Origin of the sequence: Verrucomicrobium sp. 3C (assembly GCF_000379365.1) — a bacterium.
GTDB lineage: Bacteria > Verrucomicrobiota > Verrucomicrobiia > Methylacidiphilales > Methylacidiphilaceae > Methylacidimicrobium.
This window is the reverse complement of record NZ_KB901875.1, coordinates 1,303,661-1,327,247: the sequence shown is the minus strand read 5'-3', so window position 1 is coordinate 1,327,247 and position 23,587 is coordinate 1,303,661. Positions and strand designations below refer to the sequence as shown.

General features: G+C 62.6%; 22 protein-coding genes. 15 read left to right on the top strand and 7 right to left on the bottom strand.

Annotated features, from left to right (window positions below):
• Nucleotides 1-178 precede the first annotated feature (178 nt).
• Genes A37A_RS20570 through A37A_RS16310 form a run of 3 tightly spaced genes read left to right on the top strand, consistent with a single transcriptional unit; the run spans nt 179 to nt 1,547 of the window.
• The gene (locus A37A_RS20570; RefSeq protein ID WP_020494139.1) at nt 179-493 is read left to right on the top strand and encodes a hypothetical protein; all 315 of its coding nucleotides are present in this window, start codon (nt 179-181) and stop codon (nt 491-493) included.
• The gene (locus A37A_RS0107090; protein ID WP_018290824.1) at nt 490-969 is read left to right on the top strand and encodes a periplasmic heavy metal sensor; all 480 of its coding nucleotides are present in this window, start codon (nt 490-492) and stop codon (nt 967-969) included. Before A37A_RS20570 ends, A37A_RS0107090 begins: the two co-directional genes overlap by 4 nt.
• Nucleotides 966-1,547, top strand: a complete 582-nt coding sequence (locus A37A_RS16310) for an RNA polymerase sigma factor (RefSeq protein WP_018290823.1) — start codon at nt 966-968, stop codon at nt 1,545-1,547. The genes A37A_RS0107090 and A37A_RS16310 overlap by 4 nt, the downstream gene beginning before the upstream one ends.
• On the opposite strand, the gene A37A_RS19125 is transcribed toward A37A_RS16310, so the two are convergent.
• The 4 genes from A37A_RS19125 to A37A_RS0107065 form a co-directional block, all read right to left on the bottom strand.
• The gene (locus A37A_RS19125; RefSeq protein WP_081616209.1) at nt 1,493-1,819 is read right to left on the bottom strand and encodes a DDE transposase family protein; all 327 of its coding nucleotides are present in this window, start codon (nt 1,817-1,819) and stop codon (nt 1,493-1,495) included. The genes A37A_RS16310 and A37A_RS19125 overlap by 55 nt on opposite strands.
• Nucleotides 1,820-1,927: 108 nt before the next feature.
• Nucleotides 1,928-3,355, bottom strand: coding sequence for an ISAs1 family transposase (locus A37A_RS18265; protein WP_018290821.1), 1,428 nt, complete (start codon nt 3,353-3,355; stop codon nt 1,928-1,930).
• A gap of 97 nt (nt 3,356-3,452) precedes the next feature.
• Nucleotides 3,453-4,229, bottom strand: a complete 777-nt coding sequence (gene lpxA / locus A37A_RS0107070; protein WP_018290820.1) for an acyl-ACP--UDP-N-acetylglucosamine O-acyltransferase — start codon at nt 4,227-4,229, stop codon at nt 3,453-3,455.
• Between the two features lie 9 nt (nt 4,230-4,238).
• On the bottom strand, nt 4,239-5,552 hold the full coding sequence (locus A37A_RS0107065) for a bifunctional UDP-3-O-[3-hydroxymyristoyl] N-acetylglucosamine deacetylase/3-hydroxyacyl-ACP dehydratase (RefSeq protein ID WP_040888625.1): 1,314 nt from the start codon (nt 5,550-5,552) through the stop codon (nt 4,239-4,241).
• 327 nt (nt 5,553-5,879) lie between these two features.
• Here A37A_RS0107065 and A37A_RS0107060 point away from each other — a divergent pair, with 327 nt between their 5' ends.
• On the top strand, nt 5,880-7,652 hold the full coding sequence (locus A37A_RS0107060; RefSeq protein ID WP_018290817.1) for an ABC transporter substrate-binding protein: 1,773 nt from the start codon (nt 5,880-5,882) through the stop codon (nt 7,650-7,652).
• A 131-nt stretch (nt 7,653-7,783) separates the two neighbouring features.
• Here the strand turns inward: A37A_RS0107060 and A37A_RS0107055 are convergent, their stop codons facing one another.
• On the bottom strand, nt 7,784-9,124 hold the full coding sequence (locus A37A_RS0107055; RefSeq protein ID WP_020494137.1) for a hypothetical protein: 1,341 nt from the start codon (nt 9,122-9,124) through the stop codon (nt 7,784-7,786).
• Between the two features lie 160 nt (nt 9,125-9,284).
• On the opposite strand from A37A_RS0107055, the gene A37A_RS0107050 reads away from it, so the two are divergent.
• The 5 genes from A37A_RS0107050 (at nt 9,285) to A37A_RS0107030 (ending at nt 14,152) form a co-directional block, all read left to right on the top strand.
• Complete coding sequence (locus A37A_RS0107050; RefSeq protein WP_018290815.1) at nt 9,285-10,256, top strand: ABC transporter permease; 972 nt, start codon at nt 9,285-9,287, stop codon at nt 10,254-10,256.
• Nucleotides 10,253-11,323 carry an ABC transporter permease gene (locus tag A37A_RS0107045; RefSeq protein ID WP_018290814.1) on the top strand — a complete coding sequence of 357 codons (1,071 nt, stop codon included), beginning with the start codon at nt 10,253-10,255 and terminating at the stop codon, nt 11,321-11,323. Before A37A_RS0107050 ends, A37A_RS0107045 begins: the two co-directional genes overlap by 4 nt.
• An 11-nt stretch (nt 11,324-11,334) precedes the next feature.
• The gene (locus tag A37A_RS16300; protein WP_018290813.1) at nt 11,335-12,201 is read left to right on the top strand and encodes an ABC transporter ATP-binding protein; all 867 of its coding nucleotides are present in this window, start codon (nt 11,335-11,337) and stop codon (nt 12,199-12,201) included.
• Nucleotides 12,167-13,003 (top strand): ATP-binding cassette domain-containing protein, encoded by an 837-nt coding sequence (locus tag A37A_RS16295; protein ID WP_018290812.1) that lies wholly within the window; start codon nt 12,167-12,169, stop codon nt 13,001-13,003. Before A37A_RS16300 ends, A37A_RS16295 begins: the two co-directional genes overlap by 35 nt.
• 165 nt (nt 13,004-13,168) lie before the next feature.
• On the top strand, nt 13,169-14,152 hold the full coding sequence (locus tag A37A_RS0107030; protein ID WP_196799527.1) for a class I SAM-dependent methyltransferase: 984 nt from the start codon (nt 13,169-13,171) through the stop codon (nt 14,150-14,152).
• A gap of 45 nt (nt 14,153-14,197) precedes the next feature.
• Here A37A_RS0107030 and A37A_RS0107025 read toward each other — a convergent pair whose 3' ends face one another.
• Complete coding sequence (locus A37A_RS0107025) at nt 14,198-14,851, bottom strand: hypothetical protein (protein WP_018290810.1); 654 nt, start codon at nt 14,849-14,851, stop codon at nt 14,198-14,200.
• A gap of 329 nt (nt 14,852-15,180) precedes the next feature.
• Between A37A_RS0107025 and A37A_RS0107020 the strand changes: the two genes are divergently transcribed.
• Genes A37A_RS0107020 through A37A_RS0106995 form a run of 6 tightly spaced genes read left to right on the top strand, consistent with a single transcriptional unit; the run spans nt 15,181 to nt 22,698 of the window.
• Entirely contained in the window at nt 15,181-17,601 is a 2,421-nt protein-coding gene (locus A37A_RS0107020; protein ID WP_026195706.1) for a Lon protease family protein, read from the top strand.
• Nucleotides 17,598-18,410 carry a hypothetical protein gene (locus A37A_RS18260; RefSeq protein ID WP_018290808.1) on the top strand — a complete coding sequence of 271 codons (813 nt, stop codon included), beginning with the start codon at nt 17,598-17,600 and terminating at the stop codon, nt 18,408-18,410. Before A37A_RS0107020 ends, A37A_RS18260 begins: the two co-directional genes overlap by 4 nt.
• Nucleotides 18,411-18,431: 21 nt before the next feature.
• Nucleotides 18,432-18,887 (top strand): archease, encoded by a 456-nt coding sequence (locus A37A_RS0107010; protein WP_018290807.1) that lies wholly within the window; start codon nt 18,432-18,434, stop codon nt 18,885-18,887.
• Nucleotides 18,888-18,913: 26 nt separating this feature from the next.
• Nucleotides 18,914-20,344: an RtcB family protein gene (locus A37A_RS0107005; protein WP_018290806.1), complete on the top strand. Its 1,431-nt coding sequence runs from the start codon at nt 18,914-18,916 to the stop codon at nt 20,342-20,344.
• A gap of 5 nt (nt 20,345-20,349) precedes the next feature.
• On the top strand, nt 20,350-21,465 hold the full coding sequence (locus A37A_RS0107000; protein ID WP_018290805.1) for a site-2 protease family protein: 1,116 nt from the start codon (nt 20,350-20,352) through the stop codon (nt 21,463-21,465).
• An 18-nt stretch (nt 21,466-21,483) separates the two neighbouring features.
• Nucleotides 21,484-22,698: an acetate/propionate family kinase gene (locus A37A_RS0106995; RefSeq protein ID WP_018290804.1), complete on the top strand. Its 1,215-nt coding sequence runs from the start codon at nt 21,484-21,486 to the stop codon at nt 22,696-22,698.
• Nucleotides 22,699-22,743: 45 nt separating this feature from the next.
• Here A37A_RS0106995 and A37A_RS0106990 read toward each other — a convergent pair whose 3' ends face one another.
• The gene (locus A37A_RS0106990) at nt 22,744-23,325 is read right to left on the bottom strand and encodes a carbonic anhydrase (RefSeq protein WP_018290803.1); all 582 of its coding nucleotides are present in this window, start codon (nt 23,323-23,325) and stop codon (nt 22,744-22,746) included.
• Nucleotides 23,326-23,587 lie beyond the last annotated feature (262 nt).

Here is a 23,587-nt window from a genome sequence, read left to right as displayed (position 1 = left end):
GCTGGCGTTACCACCAGTAGCCGCTCCGAGTGCTTCCGGCTGGAGCAATAGTTGCCGGGTGGAGATCACTCCCTCCCCACTGGGCGATGCACCCTTTTCACGGCGCACGAGAAACGGCGGCTAATTCCCTTGCTTCGATTTTGTGAGGGAAAAGGCGCCTTCCGGTGTTTCCACTTCCGTGGACGACGTGCAGGGGATCAACCGCGACCCACTCGACGAGCTATTGCGTAGCTGGCGCCCGGAAGGTCGTCTTCCCGGGAACTTTCAAAACCAGGTTTGGGAGCGGGTGGCCTTCCGCTCGCAAGAGATCCTTCCTCCGGCTCGCCGCAGACGGAGAGCGTGGATGATTCCCGCTGCCGCATCTCTTCTCGCCTGTCTGGTTGCCACAACTCAGGCCCGCCACTGGAGCAAGAAGCGATGGTCGGAACTGAGAGCCGAATATTTCCAGACGATCGACCCGCAAGCCTTGGCGGCTGCGCAGAGGAGACCGTGAAACGGATCTTCCTGCTCGCCGCTCCGATCGCCCTGATCGCGGCCTTGGTCTATGCAGCAACGCTCTTCTTCGAACTGCTCCCGATCTGGCACATCGGCAACGGTCCCGACGCGGGGTTGCAATGGCTTCGCCGCGAGCTTCACCTCTCCGACCCACAACTAGCGGCGATCGCCCGGCTACAGGAAGCGTACCGCCCTCGCTGTCAGGCGATGTGCCGGCAGATTCTCGCGGCCGACTCGAAGCTTGAAGCCCTGTTGCGGCAAAACCGCTCGATCACGCCGGAGATCCTAGCGGCCATGGCCGAGTGCGACCGACTCCGCTCCGACTGCCGGCAAGCATTCCTCCAGCATGTCTATGCGGTGACCGGAAAACTTTCCCCGCAGCAGCAGCAGCACTACCTGACCTTGGTCGCGGATGAGCTTCTAGGCTTGGTTCCAACCCCTAGCCCGGGTCGAAACGCGAGCAGCGGGCCATGACCTCTTCGGATCCCGACTGGGAGCTCATGGCTCAACTCGCCAAGGGGGACGATCAAGCCTTAAGCGCCCTCATGGATCGCTGGCAGGAGAGGCTCTTTTTCTTCCTCTGCCGCCTCACCGGCGATGCGGCCTCGGCAGCCGATCTCGCTCAGGAAACTTTCGTTCGCGTCTACGAGGCCCGCGGCAAGGTTCGACCGAACGGCCGCTTTTCGACCTGGCTTTTTACGATTGCCAAGAACTTGAGCCGCAACTTGGCCCGATGGCGCCGGCGGCATCCCACGGTTTCCTTGGACTCTCCCGGAGACAGAGAGCCATCGGCTCCTCGCGAGCAATTGCCTGGTTCGGAAAGTTCTCCAGGATCTCATCTGGAGCGGCAGGAAATCTGCGAGCAGGTCCGCTCGGCGGTCCTTCTTCTCCCCGAACCGCTCAAGGAAACCTTGATTCTTTTCGAGTACGAGGACCTCTCCTACGAGGAAATTGCCCAGATTATCGGCTGCTCCCGTAAAATCGTGGAGATGCGCCTCTATCGAGCGCGGAAAAGCTTGCGAAAGGCACTTGCCCTCAAACAGCTCCTCTGAGCCTGCAGCAGGGTCTTTTGTTTTGGCGTTCCTGCGGCGGCAGGGATGGCCAGACATTGTTTGGGACTGGAGAGGAGTCGTTCGCGGAACTGCGGGAGGGATTGTTCGCCGAGGCGTTCGGAGAGGAGCCAGAGGAGGGCGTTACGGATGAGCGCCAAGTTGGCCAGCAGGTTGGGCTGACGGGAGCGGGAACGGTCTTCGCCCATTTGGACATCGCGTCGCCAATGGTTGCGGATTTCGGCTCCGCCCCAATGTCCCCGGATCCAGTCCAACCATTCTTGGGGCGAATACCGATCCGGTGGCGCGCTTGAGAGGTAGCAACGGGACTCGGGTGCCGGTCAGACCATCCTTTTTCTTCGTGCGCTGGCTGCGCACCACGATCAGGGAGCGGGCAAAGGGGAAGTCGACGACCAGGGGCTCGATGGAGAAGGCATGGAGCCCTCGGGTTTCGACCCGGCCATGACCGGTTTGGTTGTCGGCAAAAAGGGGGTGTCGGGCAAGGCGTCCAAGGCTTGAGCCTCTTGGAGCAAGCGACGCTGGTTTCCCTTGATCCCGAACAGGTAATCGCCCCCTTTTTCGACGATGAGACGGGCCTGGCGCCGCTGACAATGCAACGGGTCGGCCGTGATGATTTTGCCATCCAGGGCGGGCAGCTTTTCCAGCAGCGCCACCGCCGCGCTTTGTTCGCAACGGGGCGTGTCCTGCTTTTGGTCGTGGACCGCCACCGCTTGCGGGGCGCCGTCCTCCTGTTGGGCCAAGGTCAGGAGGCCAATGTGGTGACGAATCATTTTGCCGTCCATGGCCAGCGCCTGCGGCAGCAGGCCGCTGTGGGCTTGCAGCCAGTCGGTGAGCCTGGAAGCGAAGGCTTCGGGATCCATGCGGGTGAGCGCCTGGTAGAAGACACTGTGGCCGGGAACCGGATGGAAGCCTCCGGTGCCCTTCTTGAGCGGCAAGCCCAGCCGACGGCGTTGGGGCTGGGTCAGACTGGTGGCAAAACGGGCGATCTCAGCGATCTCCCGCCGCCCGGCCAAAAGCGCCATCGCGATCAAGGTCAACACCGATCCGACCGGATAGTGGGCGTTCTTCTTGCGCGGATCGGGCGCTTTCCAAAAGACCTCCAGCAACGATTCGAGCTGTTGGGCGTTGACCGGCAGCGTGCCCGAGGGCCTCGCGCTCAAACCGGCGCGGCACTCTTCGGGTAATTGGGCCGCCCGTAAGGTTTGCCGCGCTTGCGCCGAAAGAGGACGCAGCCAGAGCCGCTTGGGCCGGTCATTGGGCAGGTAAAAATCGGCCCGATGGCGGCTGTAGCCGGCGCTGTAGCCGACCGCCTCCCAGTTGCTCGCCTTGTAGCAGGTCCCCGTATAGGCCTCCGGATCGGTGAAGCTCTCGGCCAAAAGCGGAGTGTAGCCAAAACGATCCCGCCACTGCCCCGGCAACGCCCGCAAGGCCGCTCCCAAAGCTTGGGAGGCCAGATTGGGCGCCTGCCCCTTGGGAGTAAGCAGCAGAAAACGCCGATTTTGTACGATCAACTTGAGCCGCTCCACCCGCTGTACGGCGCTCCATCCAATCCACCGATCCCGATCCTTGAGCGCGTAGCAGGCCGGCCCCCAAACCAGCAGCGCCACCGCCTGCCCATCTTGGGCAATGACCTGGCGTAAATAGTCGCCCACCGATCGCCCCGCCCCCAGATAGTGGCGCTCCTTCAACTGCCCATCGAACCATTCGATTTCTTCGGGAGAACTGGCAATCGAAACTTCCAGTCCGCAATCCCTTGCCCCATCGGCTCTTAAATGGAAAAGCTGTTTCATCGAGCCTATGGCATCGAAAAAGTCGCCTCATGTCTAGCCTTTCTTTCCCTCCCTGGCGCAGAATCACTTGGCCGTTCATAACAAAAGACCCTGCGGGTCATCGGGTCACTCCCCGTTCGGAAGAGCGCAAGAACTCGAGGAGCGCCAAAATCTCGGGAGTCGAGTCTCCGCTCGCCTCGACGGCCTCGATGCCCTGGGCAAGATTCTTTCCCTCCTCGAAGAGCAGACGGAAGGCGCGACGCAGCACCTGCAGAGCCTCTTCGCTGAAACCGCGCCGCTTCAAGCCGATCAGGTTGAGGGAACGAAGGCGCGCGGGATTCCCATCCACCAAGCAAAAGGGCGGAACGTCCTGAACGACCTTCGTGCAGCCTCCCAGCATCGCGTGAGCGCCGAGGCGGCAATACTGGTGAACCGCAGTCAACCCTCCAATGGTCACATGGTCGCCAACCTCCACGTGGCCAGCCAGGGTGGCGTTGTTGGAGAAGATGCAGCCGCTCCCAACGGTGCAATCGTGCGCCACATGGGCGTAGGCGAGGAAAAGATTGTCGGAGCCGATCACCGTTCGCCCGCCCGAGCCGGTCGCTCGATTGACGGTGACAAATTCCCGGAACCGATTGGCTGCCCCAATCTGGAGAAAGGTAGGCTCTCCCTTATATTTGAGATCCTGGCTCTTTTGGCCGATCGAGGCGAAAGGGAAAAACTCGTTGGTGGGCCCCACCTCCGTCTTTCCCACGACGGAGGCATGATGGTGCAGGACACAGCCTTCGCCCAAACGCACCTCGGAGCCGACAAAGGCGTAGGGGCCAATCTCAACGCTCTCTCCGAGCAGAGCCCCGGGCTCGAGGATCGCTGTGGGATGGACCGAGGTCGCCATCGTCCGCCATTAAATCGAATCGACCAGCGCGAAGAGGAGATCGCCTTCGCAGGAGACGCTGTCGTTGACCAGGCACCTCCCCGACGCCCGGCCGATCTTTCCCCGGAAGCTGATGAGCTCCGCTTCGATGATGAGCGTATCCCCCGGCATTACCGGCCTGCGGAACTTCACCTTATCGGCGCTCATGAAAAATCCGAGTTTCCCCGCATGGCCGGCCTGCCGGAGCAAAAGGATGCTAGCCAACTGGGCCATGGCCTCGAGCTGCAAGACTCCAGGCATGATCGGATGTCCGGGGAAGTGACCTTGAAAATAGGGTTCGTTCATGGTCACGGCCTTCTGCCCCACTGCCTTGGCGTTCCCCTCGAACCGGAGGACGCGGTCGATCATCAAAAAGGGGTAGCGGTGCGGAAGAATCTGAAGGACTTCCCGGATGTCCAAGGCGCCTTCGCCGCTCGGGATGTTCTCCAGGGGCATGAGATGCGAAACATATTCCCGATGCGCCTTTTGCAGTGCCCGAGCCATCTCCACGTTCAGGGTGTGACTCGGCTTCGCCGCAAAGATATGCGATTTGAGCCGGTACGGGAAGAGAGCGAGATCCCCGATCACGTCGAAGACCTTGTGCCGCACAAACTCGTCTTCGAATCGGAGCGGCTCCTGGCAAAAAACCGTATCTCCGCGGATGACGATCGCGTTTTCGAGACTCCCTCCCTTGATCAGCCCCTTTTCCAGCAGAGGCTGCACCTCTTCGTAGAAGACAAAAGTCCGGGCAGGTGCGATTTCCAAGGCAAAACGCCGGTCGTCGTGCTCCCAATGGAGAAATTGCGTGAACTTTCCGGTATGCGTCACCTGGGTGCAGGTAACGGAAAACGACGGGCTGGGCCACGCCACGAGGTAGGCTCCGTCCCTTCCCTGAATGCAGAGAGGCTCCCGGAGTTCGAAGAATGAGACCGGACGATCCTGCTCAAGGAGCCCCGCCCTCGCAATCGCCTCGACATAGATCTTTCCGCTACCGTCCCCAATCGGCGGTTCGTTGGCATTGATCTCGATCAGCGCGTTGTCGATTCCGCTTCCCCGCAGGCTCGCCAGGACGTGCTCCACCGTGTGGATCTTGACATTGCCCTCCCCTAACGTCGTGGCTCGCTCCGTCTGCCGCACATGCTCGATCCGAGCAGCGACGGTCGGCTCATCCGGCAGATCGACTCGCTTGAACAGATACCCGGTATCGGGATCTGCCGGACGCAGGACCAGCGAAACCGGCTGGCCGGTGTGCAGCGAGTTCCCTTCGATCCGGACAGGCTCCCGCAAAGTCTTTTGTCGAATCACCTTCTTTCCCTCCCGCTTATCCAAGCTGCCCTCTCACAACATCTCTCCCGAGGCGAGCCTGGCAGCATCACCCGCGCTCGTCTTTGCGTCCTTGTAGTATGCCCTCACGCAACTCCACGGAAAAGCCTCTCCCTCACCCCGCATCCACATCCCCCAAGGCTCGCCTCGGCCGCGAAATCTGCGAGATATGCCGGCCAGTCTGGGAGAAAGCAAACGAAAAGCTTCCTCTCGCCGCGGCGAGCCTACGGCATCTTTTCCGTCAGGCGGACGCAAGACGCGACTGGCGAGGAGACGAGGAAATGCGATATGCCATAGGATACGATGGGAATGAAGAGAAGCTTTCGCCTGCTCCCGCTTCTTCCTGCTGCCGTCCTGGGGCTTGCCACCCTCTCCTGCTCCCGGCCTACCCGAGTTGGAGAGCGTCCGAGCCTCCCGGTTCCCACGGATGCCGACGTCTCTCCAGCCCAGCCGGGCAAGCGGGGAGGGGTCTTCATCGAAGTCAGCCCCGGCGAGCCCAGCACCTTCAACTGGCTCGTTGCCGAGGATGCCTCCTCGGCCTCCTTTCTCGGTCTCCTCTTCGACGGACTCACCTCTTACAATCCGATCCGGGAAGAAGTCGTTCCGGCGTTGGCCAAATCGTGGGAGGTCGGCGCGGACAGCCGCACCTTCACCTTTCACCTGCGGGAAGGGCTAACCTGGAGCGATGGTGTCCCGCTGACCGCCGACGATGTTCTCTTCACCTTTCAATGCGTCTATGATCCTCGATTCCCCAACCGGAACGCCTACGACCTTTCGGTCAACGGCAAGCCCTTCCTCCTCGAAAAGCTCGACCGCCACACGGTGCGAATCCGCACTCCAGAGATCTTCGCGCCTTTCCTTCGCTACATGTCCGGGGTCACGATCATGCCAAAGCATCTCCTCCAAGGGGCCTATGAGGGCGGGACCTTGCTGCGAGCCTGGAGCATCTTTACCGCCCAAAAGACACCTGCGACCATTGCGAGCAGCGGCGCTTTCCTGCTCCACAGCTACCGGCCTGGCCAATTGATCCTACTCGAGGCCAACCCGCGCTACTGGCGGATCGACGTGGAGAGACGCCGGCTTCCCTACATCGACTTTCTGATCGTCAAGTTCGTGAAGGACCAGAACGCCAGCGTGGTCGCCTTCGCCTCCGGGCAGACCGACGCGGACACGATTCCTCCCGACGACGTCGCCTGGGTTCGCCGGGGAGAGAAGATCCATCACTATACCATACATGACCGCGGCCCCTCGACTGCTTCGACCTTTCTCTGGTTCAATCAGAACCCGGGTCGGGACAAGAGCGGAAAGCCTTTTGTGGCTCCCTACAAGCTCCGCTGGTTCCAGGACCGCCGCTTTCGACAGGCGATCTCCTACGGGATCGACCGGGAAGGAATGGTCAAGGGTATTCTCTTCGGCCGAGGCCAGCCGCTGTGGGGACCGGAAAGTCCAGCAAACTCCAAGTGGTTCAATCCGCGAATCCGGCAGTATCCCTTCGATCCCGCACGCGCGGAGCAGCTATTGACCGAGGCAGGCTTCCATCGACGGGGAGACGGCATGATGGCGGATGCGGAGGATCATCCGGTCAGCTTCACCCTCCTGACCAACCAGGAAAACCCGCTTCGTACGGCCATGGCGACAGTCTTTCAACAAAACATGAGAGCGCTGGGCATCGAAGCCCGGTTGCAATTCCTCGACTTTGGCGCACTCGTCACCAAGATCAGCGACTCCTTCGACTACGAGGCGTGCCTGCTCGGCCTGACGGGAGGCGGCGACCCAGCCGACGGCATGTCGGTCTTCGTGAGCAAGGGGCGGCTCCACCAGTGGTACCCGAGCGAGCCTCAGCCCGCCACTCCGTGGGAGGCCCGGATCGACTCCCTCATGCTCGCCCAGCTCACGACCCTCGACCAATCCTTGCGAAAGCAGTACTGGGATGAAGTGCAGCAGATCCTAAGCGAGGAGTTGCCCTACATCTATCTCGTCACACCCAATACCTACGCAGGATTGCGCGACAAGTGGCGCAACGTTCAGATTCCGAAGATCGGCTCGGTGGTCTGGAACCTGGAAGAAGTCTGGACGCCGTAAGCGACCGCAAATCCCAGGGCGGATCTTCCCGCCCGGGCCTCGCTTTCTATCCCCAGCGAGGCTCCGGCGTCCCGCCTTGCATCCAGGCCCATTTGCCGCGTCTCGGGTGCGAACTTTGTGAGACAGGCAGGTTAGGGAGTCGTCGCCGGTACCTGGGAGCGCCGTAAAAAGTCCAAGGCGGACCGAATCGCCTGCTGCACCTCGGCCTTCACCGCCTCCTTTGCCACCGAGGTCACCCTAGGAGTCAGGTCTTCCTGGGGATCCCGCACCGTGCCCGTCACCACCACAGGGGTCCATAGATAGCCATTCCGCTCCTCGGTAAAGATCTTCTCGCGCGCGCCCGGCAGCAGAGCCACTCGCTCGGCGGAAAGTCCTACCCTCATGCTCCCGCGCACCTGCTCCCCTTGCACCCGGAGATTCCCTTCCATCCGAAGCAGGCCTTTCGCTTCGACCTCAATGCCTTCGAAGGCGAGATCCTCCGGTCCCGCCACCAGCCGCGCCTGCGCTTGATCGAGAGGAAGCGCCCCCGATGCTTCCGAGTTCAGCGCCAACCCCACAAGCCAAGGAAGATCCTCGAGCTTCCCATGCAACAGGGATAAACCGGCCTCGATCTTCCAGGGCTGCCCAGGGAGGATGCTTAGCCGCCCCTCGGCCTCCAACTCCCCGGTGACCCGGCTCTGCCATGCCGTGGGAAGCCAGGGAGCAAGAGCAACTCCGGAGGTCGCAAAGCGAAGCTCCCCCTTGGCCCGCTCCTGCCAATCCATCTGTCCAACCAGTTGGATGATTCCCGACCCCTCCGAATGGAGCAACCCTTGCTCCAGGGTAACCTCGCCAGAATCGACAACACGAAAGAGAAGCTCCTCGAGGGCCAGATTCGGGAGCGAGGCGCAAGCAAGCTTCCCGCCGACGGCCCTCCCGTTCCACGCCGACCCATCCGCTTCGAGCACCATGCGGGTCCCGCGCAAAGTTCCGCCTCCCAGAATGGACGAAGGCCAGTGAAGAACCGCTTTTTGGATCTCTCCGCGCTGCAAGCGCACGCGGCGAAAGACCTCCGGCGTCTTCTCCGTTCCGTCACCGGGGGAGCGCCCCACCGCTGGCACGCTGGCCTCTAAAGGCATCTCCTGCGCAGGAGCAGAGCGAAAGGTCAACTCGAGGCGGCCGATGCGGAGCGGATCGATCTTCCAAACTCCTCGAACCAGCGAAGCGAGAGGAAAGCGCGCCTGGAGATCTTCGGCCCTCATCTCCGCGATTGGGGAGCCCGGGACGCCCGCCCCGGAAAACTCGCTGCTGCTGATCGCAAGGCCGCGGAGATGAAGAGGGGCAAAGCGACCTTCGACCCCAATGGCTCGAGCCACCTTGCGGGAGAGGAAGGAGCGAAAGCCCTCCCCGTTCCAGTACGCAGCAGCCACGGCGAAGACAATAGCCAGACCCGCCAGAAAGAGAAGCCCCAGCACTCCAAAAATCTTCTTCACCGTCTTTTTCTCCGTCCGGTCCTCCCCTCTCCCGACACCCGTTCCCTTCTACCCTGCAAGCGATTGGACAGGCGATTCCCACAAGGAAAAGTATTGTCTTTCCCCCACTTCCTGTCCCTTATCAAGAGACAAACCCCGAAAGGCGACCAGCCGATTTCCGATGGTTCTCTTCGTTCTCCGACGCCTGCTTTTTTTAATTCCCCTGCTCCTCGGCGTGACCCTGCTGGTCTTTTTCCTCATGTCGCTCACCCCGGGAAATTTCCTCACCCCGATCAAGGCCCAGCGCGACATCAGCCCCGAGCTTCTCGTCGCCCTGGAAAAGGGCTTCGGGCTCGACCGACCATGGTACACCCGCTATTTTCTCTGGTTGCGCAATGTGCTGCAGGGGGACTTCGGCTATTCCTGGACTTACAAGATTGCCGTAGTCGACCTGCTTTGGCAACGGGTGCCCGCCACCCTTCTCCTCAACTTGACGAGCTTTGCCTTCGCCTGGGCCGTTGCCATTCCCCTCGGAGTCCTCGCGGCCGTCCGCCGCAACTCCTGGTGGGATCGCGCGACCGCTCTCCTCGCCTACGCCTCGCTCTCGATCCCGGAGTTCTTCCTCGCGCTCCTTGCCATCTACCTGGCCGCGCGGACAGGCTGGTTCCCGCTTGGAGGGCTCACGTCGATCGAGCATGAGTTTTTTTCTCCCCTCGGCCGGGCCCTGGACATCGCCCATCATCTGATCCTCCCCACCCTAGTGCTCGGCCTCGGTGGCGTGGCGACGTTGATGCGCATCCTCCGCGCCAACTTCCTGGACGTCATCCGGGCCGAGTATGTCACCACCGCGCGGGCGAAGGGGCTTCCGGAAAACGTCGTGATCTGGCGGCATGTCTTCCGGAACGCGGTCAACCCGCTCTTGAGCTGCCTTGGGTATGTCGTTGCGGGACTCCTGAGCGGCTCGTTGCTCGTGGAAAACGTGATGAGCTATCCCGGCTTGGGCCAGCTCATCTACTCGGCCTTCATTCGCCAGGATCAATTCGTGGTCCTGGCCTCGGTCGTCTTGAGCTGCATCCTCCTCGTTTTGGGAAATCTCTTCTCCGACATCCTCCTCGCGTGGGTCGATCCCCGAGTACGCCTCCCCGTTCGATGAACCCCGTCCTCACCAAGCGCTCCGGCCTCTGGCAACAGGTGATCGCCCGCCCACAGGGGGCCCTCGCCCTTGGCCTGCTCGGCTTTCTTTACCTCTGCGCCCTCTTCGCCCCCTTGCTGGCCCCCTACGGTCCCGGCGATCAGGACCTCCAAAAGCCATACCATCCGCCAACCGGCTTCACCTGGACGCAGGATGGCCTCGCCGTCCGTCTCTACGAGAATGCCGATCCCACCCAGGCACTCTACCGGCCGATTCCCGGGAAGACCGCCACGATCCACTGGTTTCCGGCCGGGCACCCCTACCGGCTTTTCGGCCTCCTTCCCTGCCGCCGCCATCTCTTCGGAGTCGAACCTCCGCAAAAGATCTATCTTCTGGGCAGCGACAGCACCGGACGCGATGTCTTCTCCCGCCTGCTTTACGGCGCCCAGGTCTCGCTGAGCATCGGCCTGATCGGGATCTCGATCAGCTTGGGAGTGGGCCTGATCGCCGGGGGCCTGGCTGGATACTTCGGCGGCTGGTTCGATTCGCTCGTCATGCGCACCACCGAGCTATTAATGGCCATTCCCGGGCTCTATCTCCTGCTCGCATTGCGCGGCGCCTTTGCGAGCCAGTTCGGCTCGGGCGAGGTCTACCTGCTGATCGTGGTCATCCTAAGCTTCCTCGGCTGGTCGGGCGCGGCGCGGGTGATCCGCGGGCTGACCCTCTCTCTGCGAGCGCAAACCTTTGTCGAGGCAGCGATCGTGACGGGCCTCTCACCCTGGCGCATCCTTTGGAGGCATCTGCTCCCCAATTTGGCGAGCTACCTGTTGGTTGCTGCCGCACTGAGCATTCCCGGCTATATTCTCGGGGAAGCAGCTTTAAGCTTTCTCGGTATCGGCATCCAGGAGCCGTCAGCTTCCTGGGGCCTGATGCTCGCGCAAGCGCAGGAAATGAAGGTCTTCATGTGCAACTTCTGGTGGCTTCTGAGCCCGGGTGCCGCCGTCTTCGTCACGGTGGCCGCGTTCAACCTGCTCGGCGACACCCTCCGCGACGTGATCGACCCCCATTTTCGAACCAGCGACCGATAAGGTTCTTCCCCATGCCCGATCCAAACGCCCCTCCTCTTTTGCAGGTCTCGGATCTGGCCATCGAGTTCGCAAGCCCGGAACGGACGATCCGCGCCGTCGATGGCATCTCCTTTTCGCTGGCAAGCGGGTCGACTCTCGCGGTCGTCGGCGAAAGCGGGAGCGGCAAGAGTGTGACCGCCCTCTCCCTGGCCCGCCTTCTCCCCTCGCCTCCGGCCCGCGTCCGCTCGGGAAAGATTGTCTTCGATGGTACCGACCTGCTCACCCTTCCCGAAGCGGCTCTGCGCCACTACCGGGGCGGTAGGATCGCCTATGTGTTTCAAGAGCCTTCCACCTCGCTCAACCCCGTCTTTTCCGTAGCCTTCCAGCTCAGCGAGGCAATGGCCCTCCACCGCCGCGATCTCACCGATCGGCGGGCCGCCGGGGTTGCGGCGTTGTCCGAGGTCGGCATCCGCGACCCCGAGCGATGCTGGAAGAGCTATCCTCACGAACTCTCGGGTGGGATGCAGCAGCGCGTGATGATCGCCATGGCCCTCGTCTGCCGTCCGCAACTTCTCGTCGCCGATGAGCCAACCACCGCCCTCGATGTCACGATCCAAGCGCAGATCCTGAATCTCCTGCGCGAGATTCGCAGCCGCTTCGGCATGGCGATCTTGCTCATCACCCACAACTTCGGCCTCGTCAAGGGATTCGCGGACCACGTGGTCGTCATGTTCCGGGGAAAAATCGTGGAGCAGGGGCCTACCGATTCCCTCCTCGCCTCCCCCCGCCATCCCTACACACAGGCGCTGATTGCTTGCGTGCCCCGCCTCGGAGAATCTAAGAAGCGGCTCACCACGATCGACTATGACAAGCTCGACGCTCTCCTCTCCCCAGCCTGATTCGGCGCATCTCTCGCCGATTCTCCTCGAGGTGGAAAAGCTCGCGGTGCGCTACCCTCTTTCCGGCGGCTTCTTGGGGCGCTCGCGCCGCTTCGTCGAGCCCGTCAAAGGAGTCTCCTTCCGGATCCGCGCCAGGCAGACGGTCGGGCTTGTCGGCGAAAGCGGAAGCGGGAAGACGACGATCGGCAAGGCGATCGTCCGGCTGGTCTCGCCACACTCGGGAGAGATCCGCTACCGGCAGGAGCGGATCGACACCCTCTCAGGCGCCCGGCTGCGCCCATACCGGAAGCGCGTCCAGATGATCTTCCAAGACCCGCACAACTCCCTGAATCCCCGGCTCACGATCTCCCGGATCGTCGGCGAACCCCTGGAGATCCACTTCCCCGCCCTGCGCGCCGAGGAACGTCGCTCCCGGGCGGCCGATCTGCTCCAGCGGGTGGGGCTCTCGCCCGATTCTCTGGATCGCTATCCGCATGAGTTCTCGGGTGGGCAGAGGCAGCGCATCGGCATCGCGCGCGCCCTCGCGGTCGAACCCGAGCTGATCGTCTGCGATGAGCCAGTCAGCGCCCTCGATGTCTCGGTCCAGGCGCAGATCGTGAACCTCCTCCAAGACCTCCAGCAGGATTTTTCCCTCGCCTATCTCTTCATCTCCCACGACCTGGCGGTCGTCGAGCACATAAGCGACCTGGTGCTGGTGCTCAACGAGGGCAGGATCGTCGAGGCCGCTCCTCCCGAAGAACTCTACCGCAATCCGCAAAACGAGTATACGCGGAAACTCCTCGCAGCCGTACCCTCTCTGTAGCCTGCATGTCTCACAAAGTTCGTACCCGAGGCGCAGCGAATGGGTCTGGATGCAAGGCGGGGCGAAGATTTTCCCCCGGAGTTGTATGACGACATACTGCGAGGAGGCAGAACCAAGGCCCAACGAAGCAGACGGGTCCATTTCGCAAACCGCAGGAGAACGCTTGTGAGACGCAGGCTAGTGTCCGCGCCCCTCTCCCGCCCATCGGAAGCCGAGCCCGGTTGGGTCGGGCCGGAGCAGATCGCGGCCCTCGTAGCGACCGGCACGACTATGCATCGGCTCTTTTCGGGCCGCGATGGCTGGATCGAACGGCTGGGGCGAGACCTTCTGATTTCCTGGAATTCTCCCGAAACCCTCCGTTCTCTCTTGTCCGAGCTCGAAGGTCGGAGGAGCCAGCTTGCTCTGTCGATCGACCGAATCTTTCTGCGCAAGCGGTGGGAAAGGCGCGAAAGCTCCGAGCTTGCCCTAGTTTCCGGCAGTCCCGTCCTGCCCATGGCCACGACGGCAAAGGAAAACGGGCTCTCCTTCCGCCTCCGCTTCGACGCGGGAGAATCGATCGGCTTCTTCCTCGATCAACGGGAGAATCGTGCTTTTCTCCGGAAGAGCAAGCCGACCCGCCTCCTCAACCTCTTTGCCTACACCTGCTCCTTCGGCGTCGCGGCGGCCGCGGCGGGCGCCCGAACTTGGAATGTCGACCTCTCTCCCCGCATCCTCGAATGGGGGAAAGAGAACTACCGATTGAACTCCATCGATCCCGCCGGCCACTGGTTCCTCGCTCGGGATGCGCGCGCGGTCTTTCTGTACCTCTCCCGGCGCAAGGCGCGTTTCGACGCCTGCGTGATCGATCCTCCTACTTATGCCCACGGGCGCAGGGGGCTCGACTTCTCCCTTCCGCGCGATCTCGGGAGCTTGATGGAAGGCCTCCTGCCCCTTTGTGAGCCGGATGCCCTTCTCCTGCTCTCGACCAACTATCAGCCCTGGCGACCTGCCGACCTCTTCCGGGAAGCCACCCGCGCTTGCCACCGGGCGGGAGTAAAGGTCGAACCGCTGGCGCCTTTGCCTTGTCCCAAGGATCTGCCCGAAGGAACCGGACCCGCTACCCGCTGGCTGCGCATCGACCCCAGCCTGCATATCTCACAAAGTTCGTAGCCGCGGCGCGGCGCATGGGCCTCGATTCGACGGCAAGGTCTCGCCTCAATGGCGTTCGGCAATCAGCCGGTAGGCCCCACGGAAGGTGATCTCCACATCGAATCTCCACCGCCGGGCTGACAGCCCAAGGGCCTCCACGAGCTCGGCTCCCAGGAACCCCGCTCGGATACCGGCCCGGCTCTCCTCATAGGCAGCCCGGCTCAGGCCGAAGAAGCGGAGGAGACGGAGCTCGCTCAAATGCAATCCGCGACGGGCCGGCTCGACCGCCAGCAGGAGCCGGCAGGACTGATCGAGCGCCTGGCCGATCCTCCCCAAGTCCTGATCGGCAAACCGGTGCAAGACGAGGTTGGCCAAAACCAAGGGGTAGTCTCCCCATCCGGCAAACTCCCGCACGTCTTCCCGCCGCCACTCCCAAGGAAGAGGCCAGGATGCCGGGCGTCCAACCCGGTCGATCCCCGTTAAGCAGAGTTTGTCCCGAAGCCTAGGATCCAGGTAGAGAAGCCGGCCGAGCGCCCCGGCGCCGGCCCCAATCTCCACCCCGCGCGTAAACTCACGCAGCCGGCGACGGAGCTGACGGCGGAACCAGCCGAAATTTCCCATCAAGCAATTGATCCGCCGGAGCTCCCGCTGGCTCCGCCTCACCTCGAGGCTCCCCTCCGGAAGCCGACCGAGAAGCGCTGGATGGATCACTCGCTCCATGTTGCAAACCTGATCGCAAAACCATACTGCCCGAAGGAGTCGATGGCGCGGTCTTTTTTCTAGGCTGCCTATCTCACAAGCGTTCTCCTGCGGCTTGCGAAATGGGCCTGCCTGCTTCGTCGGAACTTGGGTTTTTGCCCTCCTCGCAGTATGTCGGCATACAGCTCCGGGGGAAAACCTGCGCCCCGCCCCGCATCCAGGCCCACCCGCCGCGCCTCGGGCACAAACTTTGCGAGATATGCAGGCTAAGGAAACTTTCCCTTCCTCCGGCTCCTCCTCACCGCAAAAACCCTTTACAGGAAATGGATTCTTCCCGAAAACAGGCCGTTGTGAGATCCGACCTCCGCTTGGCCGCTAAAACCCTCGATCGCCGGATCGACCCAGGCTCCCTTCCTTTCGAGACGACCGCGGATCTGCTCGAGGCGCCTGGGGTACTCGGCCAAGCGCGGGCCATGGAAGCGGTGCGTTTCGGCGTCTCCATGGAGCAGCGCGGTTACAATCTTTTCGTCATGGGACCGAGCGGGATCGGCAAACGCTCGCTCGTCCTCCGGCTTCTCGAGGAGAGGGCCGCTGGATTGCCCGTGCCGCGGGATTGGGCCTATGTATTTGCCTTCGAGAACGAGAGGCGTCCGAAGGCCCTCTCCTTTCCTCCTGGAACCGCGCAGGCGTTCGCCGAGGATATGGATCACTTTGTCGAGGACCTCCGCGTCGGCATCCCAGCGATCTTCGACAGCGACGAGTATCGGGCGCGCGCGCAGGACATCGAGCAGAGCTTCCACGAGCGACGCGAGCAGGCCTTCGCCGAGCTCCGGGAGCGCGCACAAAAGGATGGGATCGCGCTCCTCCAGACGCCAACCGGCTTTGCCTTCGCCCCGCTCAAGAACGGAGAGGTCCTCGATCCGGAAACCTTCACCAAGCTGCCGGACGAGGAAAAGGAGAAGATTCAGTCGAAGGTCTCCTCCCTGCAGGATGATCTGACCAAGGTCATCCGGGAGATTCCCAAGTGGCGGCGGGAAGCGCAGGCTAAGCTTCGGGAACTCAACCGCTCTCTGGTCCGCTCGACAGTCTCGAATCTTCTCGATGAGCTCAAGGCCAAGTACGCCGCGATGCCAACCATCTGCTCCCACTTGGAGTCGGTCGAAAAGGATGCGCTCAAGAACGCGGAGAGCTTCCGGCTTCCCAAGGAAGCCGAGTCGCTGCCGCCGGGGATGCTTCCTCCCGGAGTGGGCTCCGACGCGGTCGAGTCCTTCCTCCGCCGCTACCGGGTGAACGTCGTGGTCAATCAGTCCGACGCCAACGGCTGCCCCGTGGTCTTCGAAGAGAATCCGACCTTTTCCAACCTCTTCGGCACGGTCGAGCACATCGCGCAGATGGGAGCCCTGGTTACCGACTTCTCCCTCATTCGGCCAGGCTCCTTGCACAAAGCCAACGGCGGCTACCTCGCCATCGACGCGCTCCGCCTCCTTTCCCACCCCTTTTCCTGGGAAGGGCTCAAGCGGGCGCTGCGCGGCCGCCAGATTCGCATCGAGCCGCTGGCAGAAGCGCTCGGGATCTTGAGCACGGTCTCTCTCGAGCCCGAGCCGATTCCGCTCGACCTGAAGGTGATCCTGCTCGGCGAACGGACGCTCTACTACCTGCTCCACGAGCTCGACCCCGAGTTCTCGGAGCTTTTCAAGGTCGTCGTCGACTTCGAGGAAGAGGTCGACCGGAGCGAGGCCATCGTGGTTCCCTACGCCCAGTTCCTGGCAGAAGAGGCCCGCAAGAGCAAGCTCCTTCCGCTCGATCGCGGAGCGGTGGCGCGCGTCCTGGAGGAGGGAAGCCGAATCGCCGCGGACGCCAAGAAGCTTTCCCTCCGTGGTCGAGCGATGAGCGACCTCCTCCAGGAAGCAGACTTCTGGGCCCGGGACGCCTCGGCCAAGACGATCTCCGAAGCCCACGTCGAGAAGGCGATCGCCGAGGCGGAGGCGCGCTCCGGGCGAATCCGCGAGCGCCTTCGGGAGGAGGTTCTGCGAGGCACCCTCCTGGTAGACAGCGACGGAGAGAGCGTCGGCCAGGTCAACGGCCTTGCGGTGCTCGAAGCGGGAGGGGTGCGGATTGGCCATCCCAACCGGATCACGGCCCGGGTTCGCTTCGGCAGCGGCAAGCTAGTAGACATCGAACGGGAGGCCAAGCTCGGAGGCCCGATTCATTCCAAGGGAGTCCTCATTCTTTCGGGCTTTCTCGCCGGCCGGTACGTACCGGAGGAGCCGCTCTCGCTGGCGGCCACCCTTGTCTTCGAGCAGTCGTACGGCATGGTCGAAGGGGACAGCGCCTCTTGCGCGGAGCTTTGCGCTCTCCTTTCGGCGCTGGCCGCCGTCCCGATCCGGCAGTCGCTGGCGATCACCGGATCGATCAATCAGAGAGGGCAGGTGCAGGCAATCGGGGGAGTGAACGAAAAGGTAGAGGCCTTCTTCGAGGTCTGCCGCGCCCGCACGCTCAGCGGCAACCAGGGCGTGATCGTTCCCGCAGCCAATGTCGACCATCTCGTTCTCCGACGCGAGCTGCTTGAAAAGGTCGAGCAGGGACTCTTTCATCTTTACGCCGTGCGGACGGTCGAGGAAGCCATCGAGCTCTTGACAGGGCTCCCCGCGGGCGAACGCGGCCCGGACGGGCGGTATCCAGAAGAGAGCATCAACGGCCGGGTAGAGCGGAAGCTGCTCGAGTTCGCCCGCAGGGCGCGCGCTCTCTCCGCTGGCGAGGCAAGGACGTGAGAATCGAGCGGATCGTCCTCTTTGGGCAAGCCTTCTCCGAAGGAGGAGCCGAGGCGGCCGCCGAGCTCGCTGCGCGCTTCGAAGCCAAGCTCGCCTACCTGTTTCTGGAGGACATCAACCTACTGCGCCTGGCCGAGCTTCCCTTCGCCTCGGAAATCGGGATCGATACCGCCTGTTGGCGAGATTTCGAGCTTTCCGGCCTCCAACGCTCGCTGCGTACCCTGGCAAGCCAGGCCGAAGAGACCTTGAGCAGCCTGGCTCAGCGCCTGCGCATTCCCTGGTCGTTCCAGGTGCTTCGCGGCATTCCTTCACAAGCTCTGTTGGCAGCCACTTGCTCCAGCGACCTCGTTCTTCTTCTCCGCTCCCAGCCGCGAGTCGGCCTCCCGACGCGCACGGAGAGCCTCGCCAGGGAAATCGTCTCCCGATCCGGAGCCGCCGTTCTTTTCCTCTCCGATGGGACACCCGTCCAGCCACCCTTCGGGGTCATCTTCTCCGGCATGACTTCAGACCTCAGGACCCTTCACCTTGTCGCGGCCTTGGCCAGCGACTTTGCCGGAAAGCTCGTCGTGCTCTCCCTGGGGTCGGGAGAAGAGGTCTTCCGCGAGACCGCGTTCCAGCAAGTTGTCCAGGAAGCTCCGTCCACGACCCTTCTCACCGGCATCCCTCCCAAGGCCCGACGGATCTTGGCGGCGGCTGCGCCCGAAGGACTCGGCCTCTTGGCGCTCTCGATCGGAGATTCCTCTCTTCCTCCCGAGGAGATCGAGTCGATCTTCGCGGTCGCGCCCTGCCCGATTCTCTTGCTTCCCTGAAGGGAAAGCGGGAGACTGGGGGTGGTGGAGTCCAAGGTCCTGCCTCAACGCGGTCGATCCATCGCACGCTGGGAACACTTCTCTCACGTCGCCGATGTTGGCATCCGCGGGATTGGCTCTTCCCCCGAGGAGGCCTTCGCGCAAATCACCGTCGCCCTGACCGCAGTGATCACCGACCCCAGCCTGGTCGAGCCGCGAGAGCCCATCCGCCTTTCCTGCGCCGCCCCATTCATGGAGCTTCTGCTCTTCGATTGGCTCAATGCCCTGGTTTTCGCGATGGCTACCCGCCGCATGATCTTTTCTCGGTTTTCGGTGCGGCTGCGCGACCATCGTCTCGAAGGCGAGGCATGGGGAGAGCCGCTTGATCTCGCACGCCATCAGCCGGACGTCGAGGTCAAGGGAGCGACCTACACGGAACTGCGTCTCTTCCCAGATGCTCCTGGAGAGTGGGTGGCGCAGTGCGTCGTGGATGTATGAGCGCGGAAATCGCGTAATAATATTTCATGGACCTTTCGCGTCTCCGGAAACTCTCTGAGATCTCCTGGGAGATCCCGCCGCAAGGCACGATGCGAGTTCCTGCGGTATTCTACGGAAACCAAGCACTCATCCAGCAGATGGACCAGAAGGTTGCGGAGCAGGCTGCCAACGTCGCCTCGCTCCCGGGCATCGTCCGGGCAGCCTACGCGATGCCCGATGCCCACTGGGGCTACGGATTCCCCATCGGCGGGGTAGCCGCCTTCGATCCGGAACAAGGAGGGGTCGTTTCGGCCGGAGGAGTAGGCTTTGACATCTCGTGCGGAGTTCGCACGCTCTTGACCGGCATGGCGCGAGCGGCCATCGCGGGTTACGAGGAAAAGCTGGCCGAAGCCCTTGGGCGGGAGATCCCGGCAGGGGTCGGAGCGCACGGGAAGATCCGCCTGGCCGAGCCCGAGATGGCCTCGATGCTCCGGGGCGGGGCGCGCTGGGCGGTCGAGTCGGGCTTCGGCGAAGCCGAAGATCTGGACCGAATCGAGGAGCAGGGCTGCATGAGCGCAGCCGATCCGACCGCGGTCTCGCGGGAAGCCAAGGTGCGACAGCGAGACGAGATGGGGACACTCGGCTCGGGAAACCATTACGCCGAAGTCCAGGAAGTGGCGCAAATCTACCAGCCGGAAATCGCCCAAGCCTTCGGACTAGAGCCAGGCGGCCTTGTAGTCTCCCTCCATTGCGGCTCGCGAGGGCTCGGGCATCAGATCGGTACCGATTACCTGCGCGAGATGGTGAGTGCTGCGGATTCTTTCGGGCTTCGCCTCCCGGAACGGGAACTCGCTTCCGCTCCCCTTTCCTCCGAGTTGGGCCGGCGCTATCTCGGAGCGATGCGCGCCGGCATCAACTGTGCCCTGGCCAACCGCCAAATTCTCACCCATCGGATCCGGAAGGTCTTCCAAGGCTTTTTCCCGGGGAGCCGTCTCACCCTCCTCTACGACGTCTCCCATAATACCTGTAAGGAAGAGCTCCATCCGATCGAGGGGAGGTCCGTCCGGCTCTTCGTCCATCGGAAGGGAGCCACGCGCGCCCTGGGTCCAAGCCATCACGAACTTCCACCCTGCTTCGCCCCGTGGGGGCAGCCGGTTCTGATTGGAGGAAGCATGGGAACCTGCTCCTACATCCTCGCTGGGCAAACGGAAAGTGAGGAGAGGGCTTTTTCCTCCGCTGTCCACGGGGCCGGCCGTCAAATGAGTCGCAATCAGGCCGCGCGGACTTGGGAAGGCAGAGAGCTTGTCCGGCAGCTGGGCCGCCGCGGTATTCTTATCCGCGCCCGTTCCCCCCGCGAGGTTGCCGAAGAGGCTCCTGGGGCCTACAAAGATGTTTCCGCCGTTGTCGAGGCGGCCGAGGCGGCGGGGCTCGCCCGGAGGGTAGCGCGGCTCGATCCGTGGATCTGCGTGAAAGGCTAAACATTATGCAATGGGCATGGAAAATTGGTGTCGTCCGAGGGATCGACATCTACATCCACTTTACTTTCCTCCTCCTCGTGGCCTGGGTGGCCGTCGGCGCCTATGCGACTCGGGGAAGCGCCTCCGATACCCTCTCCTCCGTTCTTTTCCTGATTCCGCTCTTTGCGATCATCGTCCTCCATGAGCTCGGTCACGCCTTGACCGCTCAGCGGTTCGGCATCCAGACGCGCAACATCACCCTCTACCCGATCGGGGGTGTCGCCCGGCTCGAGCGGATGCCTGACGATCCACGGCAGGAGCTTCTGGTGGCTCTGGCCGGTCCAGCCGTCAACGTGGTTCTCGCCGCCCTGCTCTACGCGATTCTTCTGCTCGGCGGCGGAGTGCGATCGTGGACCGACATCCACTGGCTCAACGGAAATCTTCTGCTCAACTTGTTTTGGATCAACGTGACGCTTGCCGCATTCAATCTTCTTCCCGCCTTCCCGATGGACGGAGGACGGGTGCTGCGGGCACTGCTCGCCTCCCGGATGGGCGCGGACCGGGCAACCCGGATCGCCGCCGCCGTCGGCCAAAGCATGGCCTTACTGTTCGGGATTCTGGGAATCTTCGGCCCCAATCCCTTACTCCTTCTCATCGCCCTTTTCGTCTGGATGGGAGCCGCCCAGGAGTCGAACCTAGTCCATGTGAAATCGGTTCTCAGCTCGGTTCCCGTCAGCCAACTGATGATGAGCGAGTTCCACACTTTGAGCCCCTCCGACCCTCTTCGGATCGCGGTCCATCACCTCCTGGCTGGCTATCACCTCGACTTTCCCGTCGTTTCCAGCGGTGCGGTCGTCGGCCTCCTCACCCGGCACAACCTCGTGGAGGGGCTGTCGCGCTTCGGGGAGGAGATTCCCGTGGAGAACGTGATGAGCCACGACTTCCTCACGGTGGATGCGTCCGACACGGCGGAGGTCACGATCGCCCGGCTCCAGGAGCAAGAGCAGCGCTCGGCCGTGGTCGTGCGCAATCAAGAGCTCGTCGGCCTCCTCTCCTTGGAAAACATCGGAGAGTTTCTGCTGATCCACGGGGCGCTCGATCAAAGGAAGCGGCGGACGAGAACGGTCTTCCCGCTCCTGTGAAGACTCGACAGCATTCCCATGGCCGATCCCGATACAATCCTCACCATCAACAGCGGCTCCACGAGCCTTAAGTTCGCCCTCTTCCGGATGTCTTCCTCGGAAAAGCGGCTGCTTTCCGGAAAGCTCGATCACATCGGAGGCGGCAACGGCCGCTGCGAAGCCAGGGATTCTCAAGGAGCGATGATTTGGCAGGAACGCCTCCCGCTTTCCGATCACCGGGCAGGGCTCGCTCGTTTCTTTTCCTGGCTCGAAACCGTCGCGCCGAGCGACGGGCTCGACGCGGTCGGCCACCGGCTCGTTCACGGCGGTCCTGTCTTTGGAGCGCCCCGCCTCCTGACCTCCCCCGTGCTTCAGGCGCTTCAAGATCTCTCGGGACTGGCCCCGGACCACCTCCCGCACGAACTCGAAGCGGTCCGCTCGATCCGGAAGCTCAAGCCGGACCTTCCCCAGGTCGGCTCCTTCGACACGGCCTTCCACCGGTCGATGCCCTTTCGCGCGCGTACCTATGCCCTTCCCCTCTCCCTCCGCAAGGAGGGGCTGGTGCGCTATGGCTTTCACGGGCTCTCCTGCGAATATGTCCTCTCGGCCCTCGAGACGATCCTTCCGCCGGAACGAGCGCAGGGGCGGATCGTGCTGGCCCACCTGGGCGGAGGAGCGAGCATGACGGCCATTCACGGAGGGAAAAGTATCGATACCACCATGGGCTTCACGCCGACCTCGGGGCTTGTCATGGGCACCCGCTGCGGCGATATCGACCCGGGGATTGTCCTCTACCTCCTGCGCGAACGGGGGCTGAGCCTAACCACCGTCGCCCAGCTGCTTGCCGAGGAATCGGGGCTCTTAGCCCTCTCCGAGTCCTCGGGAGAGATGCGCGATCTCCTCTCCGCAGAAGCGGCGGAAGCAAAGGCGGCGGCGGCCATCGAGATCTTCTGCTATCAGGCCAGGAAGTTCCTTGGTTCCTTGGCGGCGGCTCTGGAAGGGCTCGACATCCTGGTCTTCACCGGCGGCATCGGGGAGAATGCTCCCGAGATTCGGGAGCGGATCTGCGAGCCGCTCGCCTTTCTCGGTCTCCAGATCGATCACGACCGCAACCGCAAGAACGAGCCGCTCATTTCTTCCGAGGAAAGCCGCGCGGAAATCCGCGTCGTTCCGACCGACGAGGAGCGGATGATCGCCCGCCACACCCAGGCTCTGGTCCGCTCCGGCCGTGCCTCGCTCGAGCCGGCTCCTTAAAGCGGCTTCGAGCGCCGTGCGGCCGAAGGGCCGACGCCACGGAAGCTATTTAGCCATGCCGACCGAATCCGCCACGGCTACCGGGCGCAAGGCGCCGGAGCGGACGTCGTAGAGGAATCCGTGGATGGGAATCCAAGAGGGGACCAGCGGATGCCGACGGAGACGCTGGACATCCTCCGCGATGCTTTCCTCCTGGTTTCGAATTGTCAGCCAATCGATATACTGGGCCTCCGAAGTGCCCGAGCCGGATCCTCGATCGTGCCATCCGTCGCTTTCCAGAACGGCGTGATCGAGGCTCTTCGCCAGCAATCCACGCATGATCTCGTCGGAAAAGGTCTCCATGCCGCAATCGGAATGGTGGATGACGAACCATTCCCGGGTTCCGAGAAGCTTGTAGGAGATCACCAGCGAGCGGATCGCGTCTTCGCTCGCCCTCCCTCCCGCATTGCGGACCACATGTGCGTCCCCCTCTTCCAAGCCGGCAAACTTTGCGGGGTCGAGCCGCGCATCCATGCACGTCAGGATGGCGAACCGACGTGATGGCGGCATCGCCAGATTGCGCTTTTCCCCAAAGCCTTGCGCATATTGCCGATTCGCTTCAAGGATGGATTGCAGGATTAAACTCATGCGAAAAGCGTGGATCGGCCTTTTTGCGGTGTCAATGCTTATCCTTGTTGCGGAGGCGAAGAGCCAGGGTCTTTTTTTATGAACGGTCAAGTGATTCTGCGCCAGGGAGGGAAAGAAAGGCTAGACATGAGGCGACTTTTTCGATGCCATAGGCTCGATGAAACAGCTTTTCCATTTAAGAGCCGATGGGGCAAGGGATTGCGGACTGGAAGTTTCGATTGCCAGTTCTCCCGAAGAAATCGAATGGTTCGATGGGCAGTTG

Excerpts from the sequence above, each read along its gene's own strand:
- A37A_RS16300 (WP_018290813.1), top strand. The coding sequence starts at position 11,335 with ATGCCCGATCCAAACGCCCCTCCTCTTTTGCAGGTCTCGGATCTGGCC.
- A37A_RS0107045 (WP_018290814.1), top strand. The coding sequence starts at position 10,253 with ATGAACCCCGTCCTCACCAAGCGCTCCGGCCTCTGGCAACAGGTGATC.
- A37A_RS0107005 (WP_018290806.1), top strand. The coding sequence starts at position 18,914 with ATGGACCTTTCGCGTCTCCGGAAACTCTCTGAGATCTCCTGGGAGATC.
- A37A_RS0107025 (WP_018290810.1), bottom strand. The coding sequence starts at position 14,851 with ATGGAGCGAGTGATCCATCCAGCGCTTCTCGGTCGGCTTCCGGAGGGG.
- A37A_RS16310 (WP_018290823.1), top strand. The coding sequence starts at position 966 with ATGACCTCTTCGGATCCCGACTGGGAGCTCATGGCTCAACTCGCCAAG.
- lpxA (WP_018290820.1), bottom strand. The coding sequence starts at position 4,229 with ATGGCGACCTCGGTCCATCCCACAGCGATCCTCGAGCCCGGGGCTCTG.
- A37A_RS0107050 (WP_018290815.1), top strand. The coding sequence starts at position 9,285 with ATGGTTCTCTTCGTTCTCCGACGCCTGCTTTTTTTAATTCCCCTGCTC.
- A37A_RS0106995 (WP_018290804.1), top strand. The coding sequence starts at position 21,484 with ATGGCCGATCCCGATACAATCCTCACCATCAACAGCGGCTCCACGAGC.
- A37A_RS16295 (WP_018290812.1), top strand. The coding sequence starts at position 12,167 with ATGACAAGCTCGACGCTCTCCTCTCCCCAGCCTGATTCGGCGCATCTC.
- A37A_RS18265 (WP_018290821.1), bottom strand. The coding sequence starts at position 3,355 with ATGAAACAGCTTTTCCATTTAAGAGCCGATGGGGCAAGGGATTGCGGA.
- A37A_RS0107000 (WP_018290805.1), top strand. The coding sequence starts at position 20,350 with ATGCAATGGGCATGGAAAATTGGTGTCGTCCGAGGGATCGACATCTAC.
- A37A_RS0107060 (WP_018290817.1), top strand. The coding sequence starts at position 5,880 with ATGAAGAGAAGCTTTCGCCTGCTCCCGCTTCTTCCTGCTGCCGTCCTG.
- A37A_RS0106990 (WP_018290803.1), bottom strand. The coding sequence starts at position 23,325 with ATGAGTTTAATCCTGCAATCCATCCTTGAAGCGAATCGGCAATATGCG.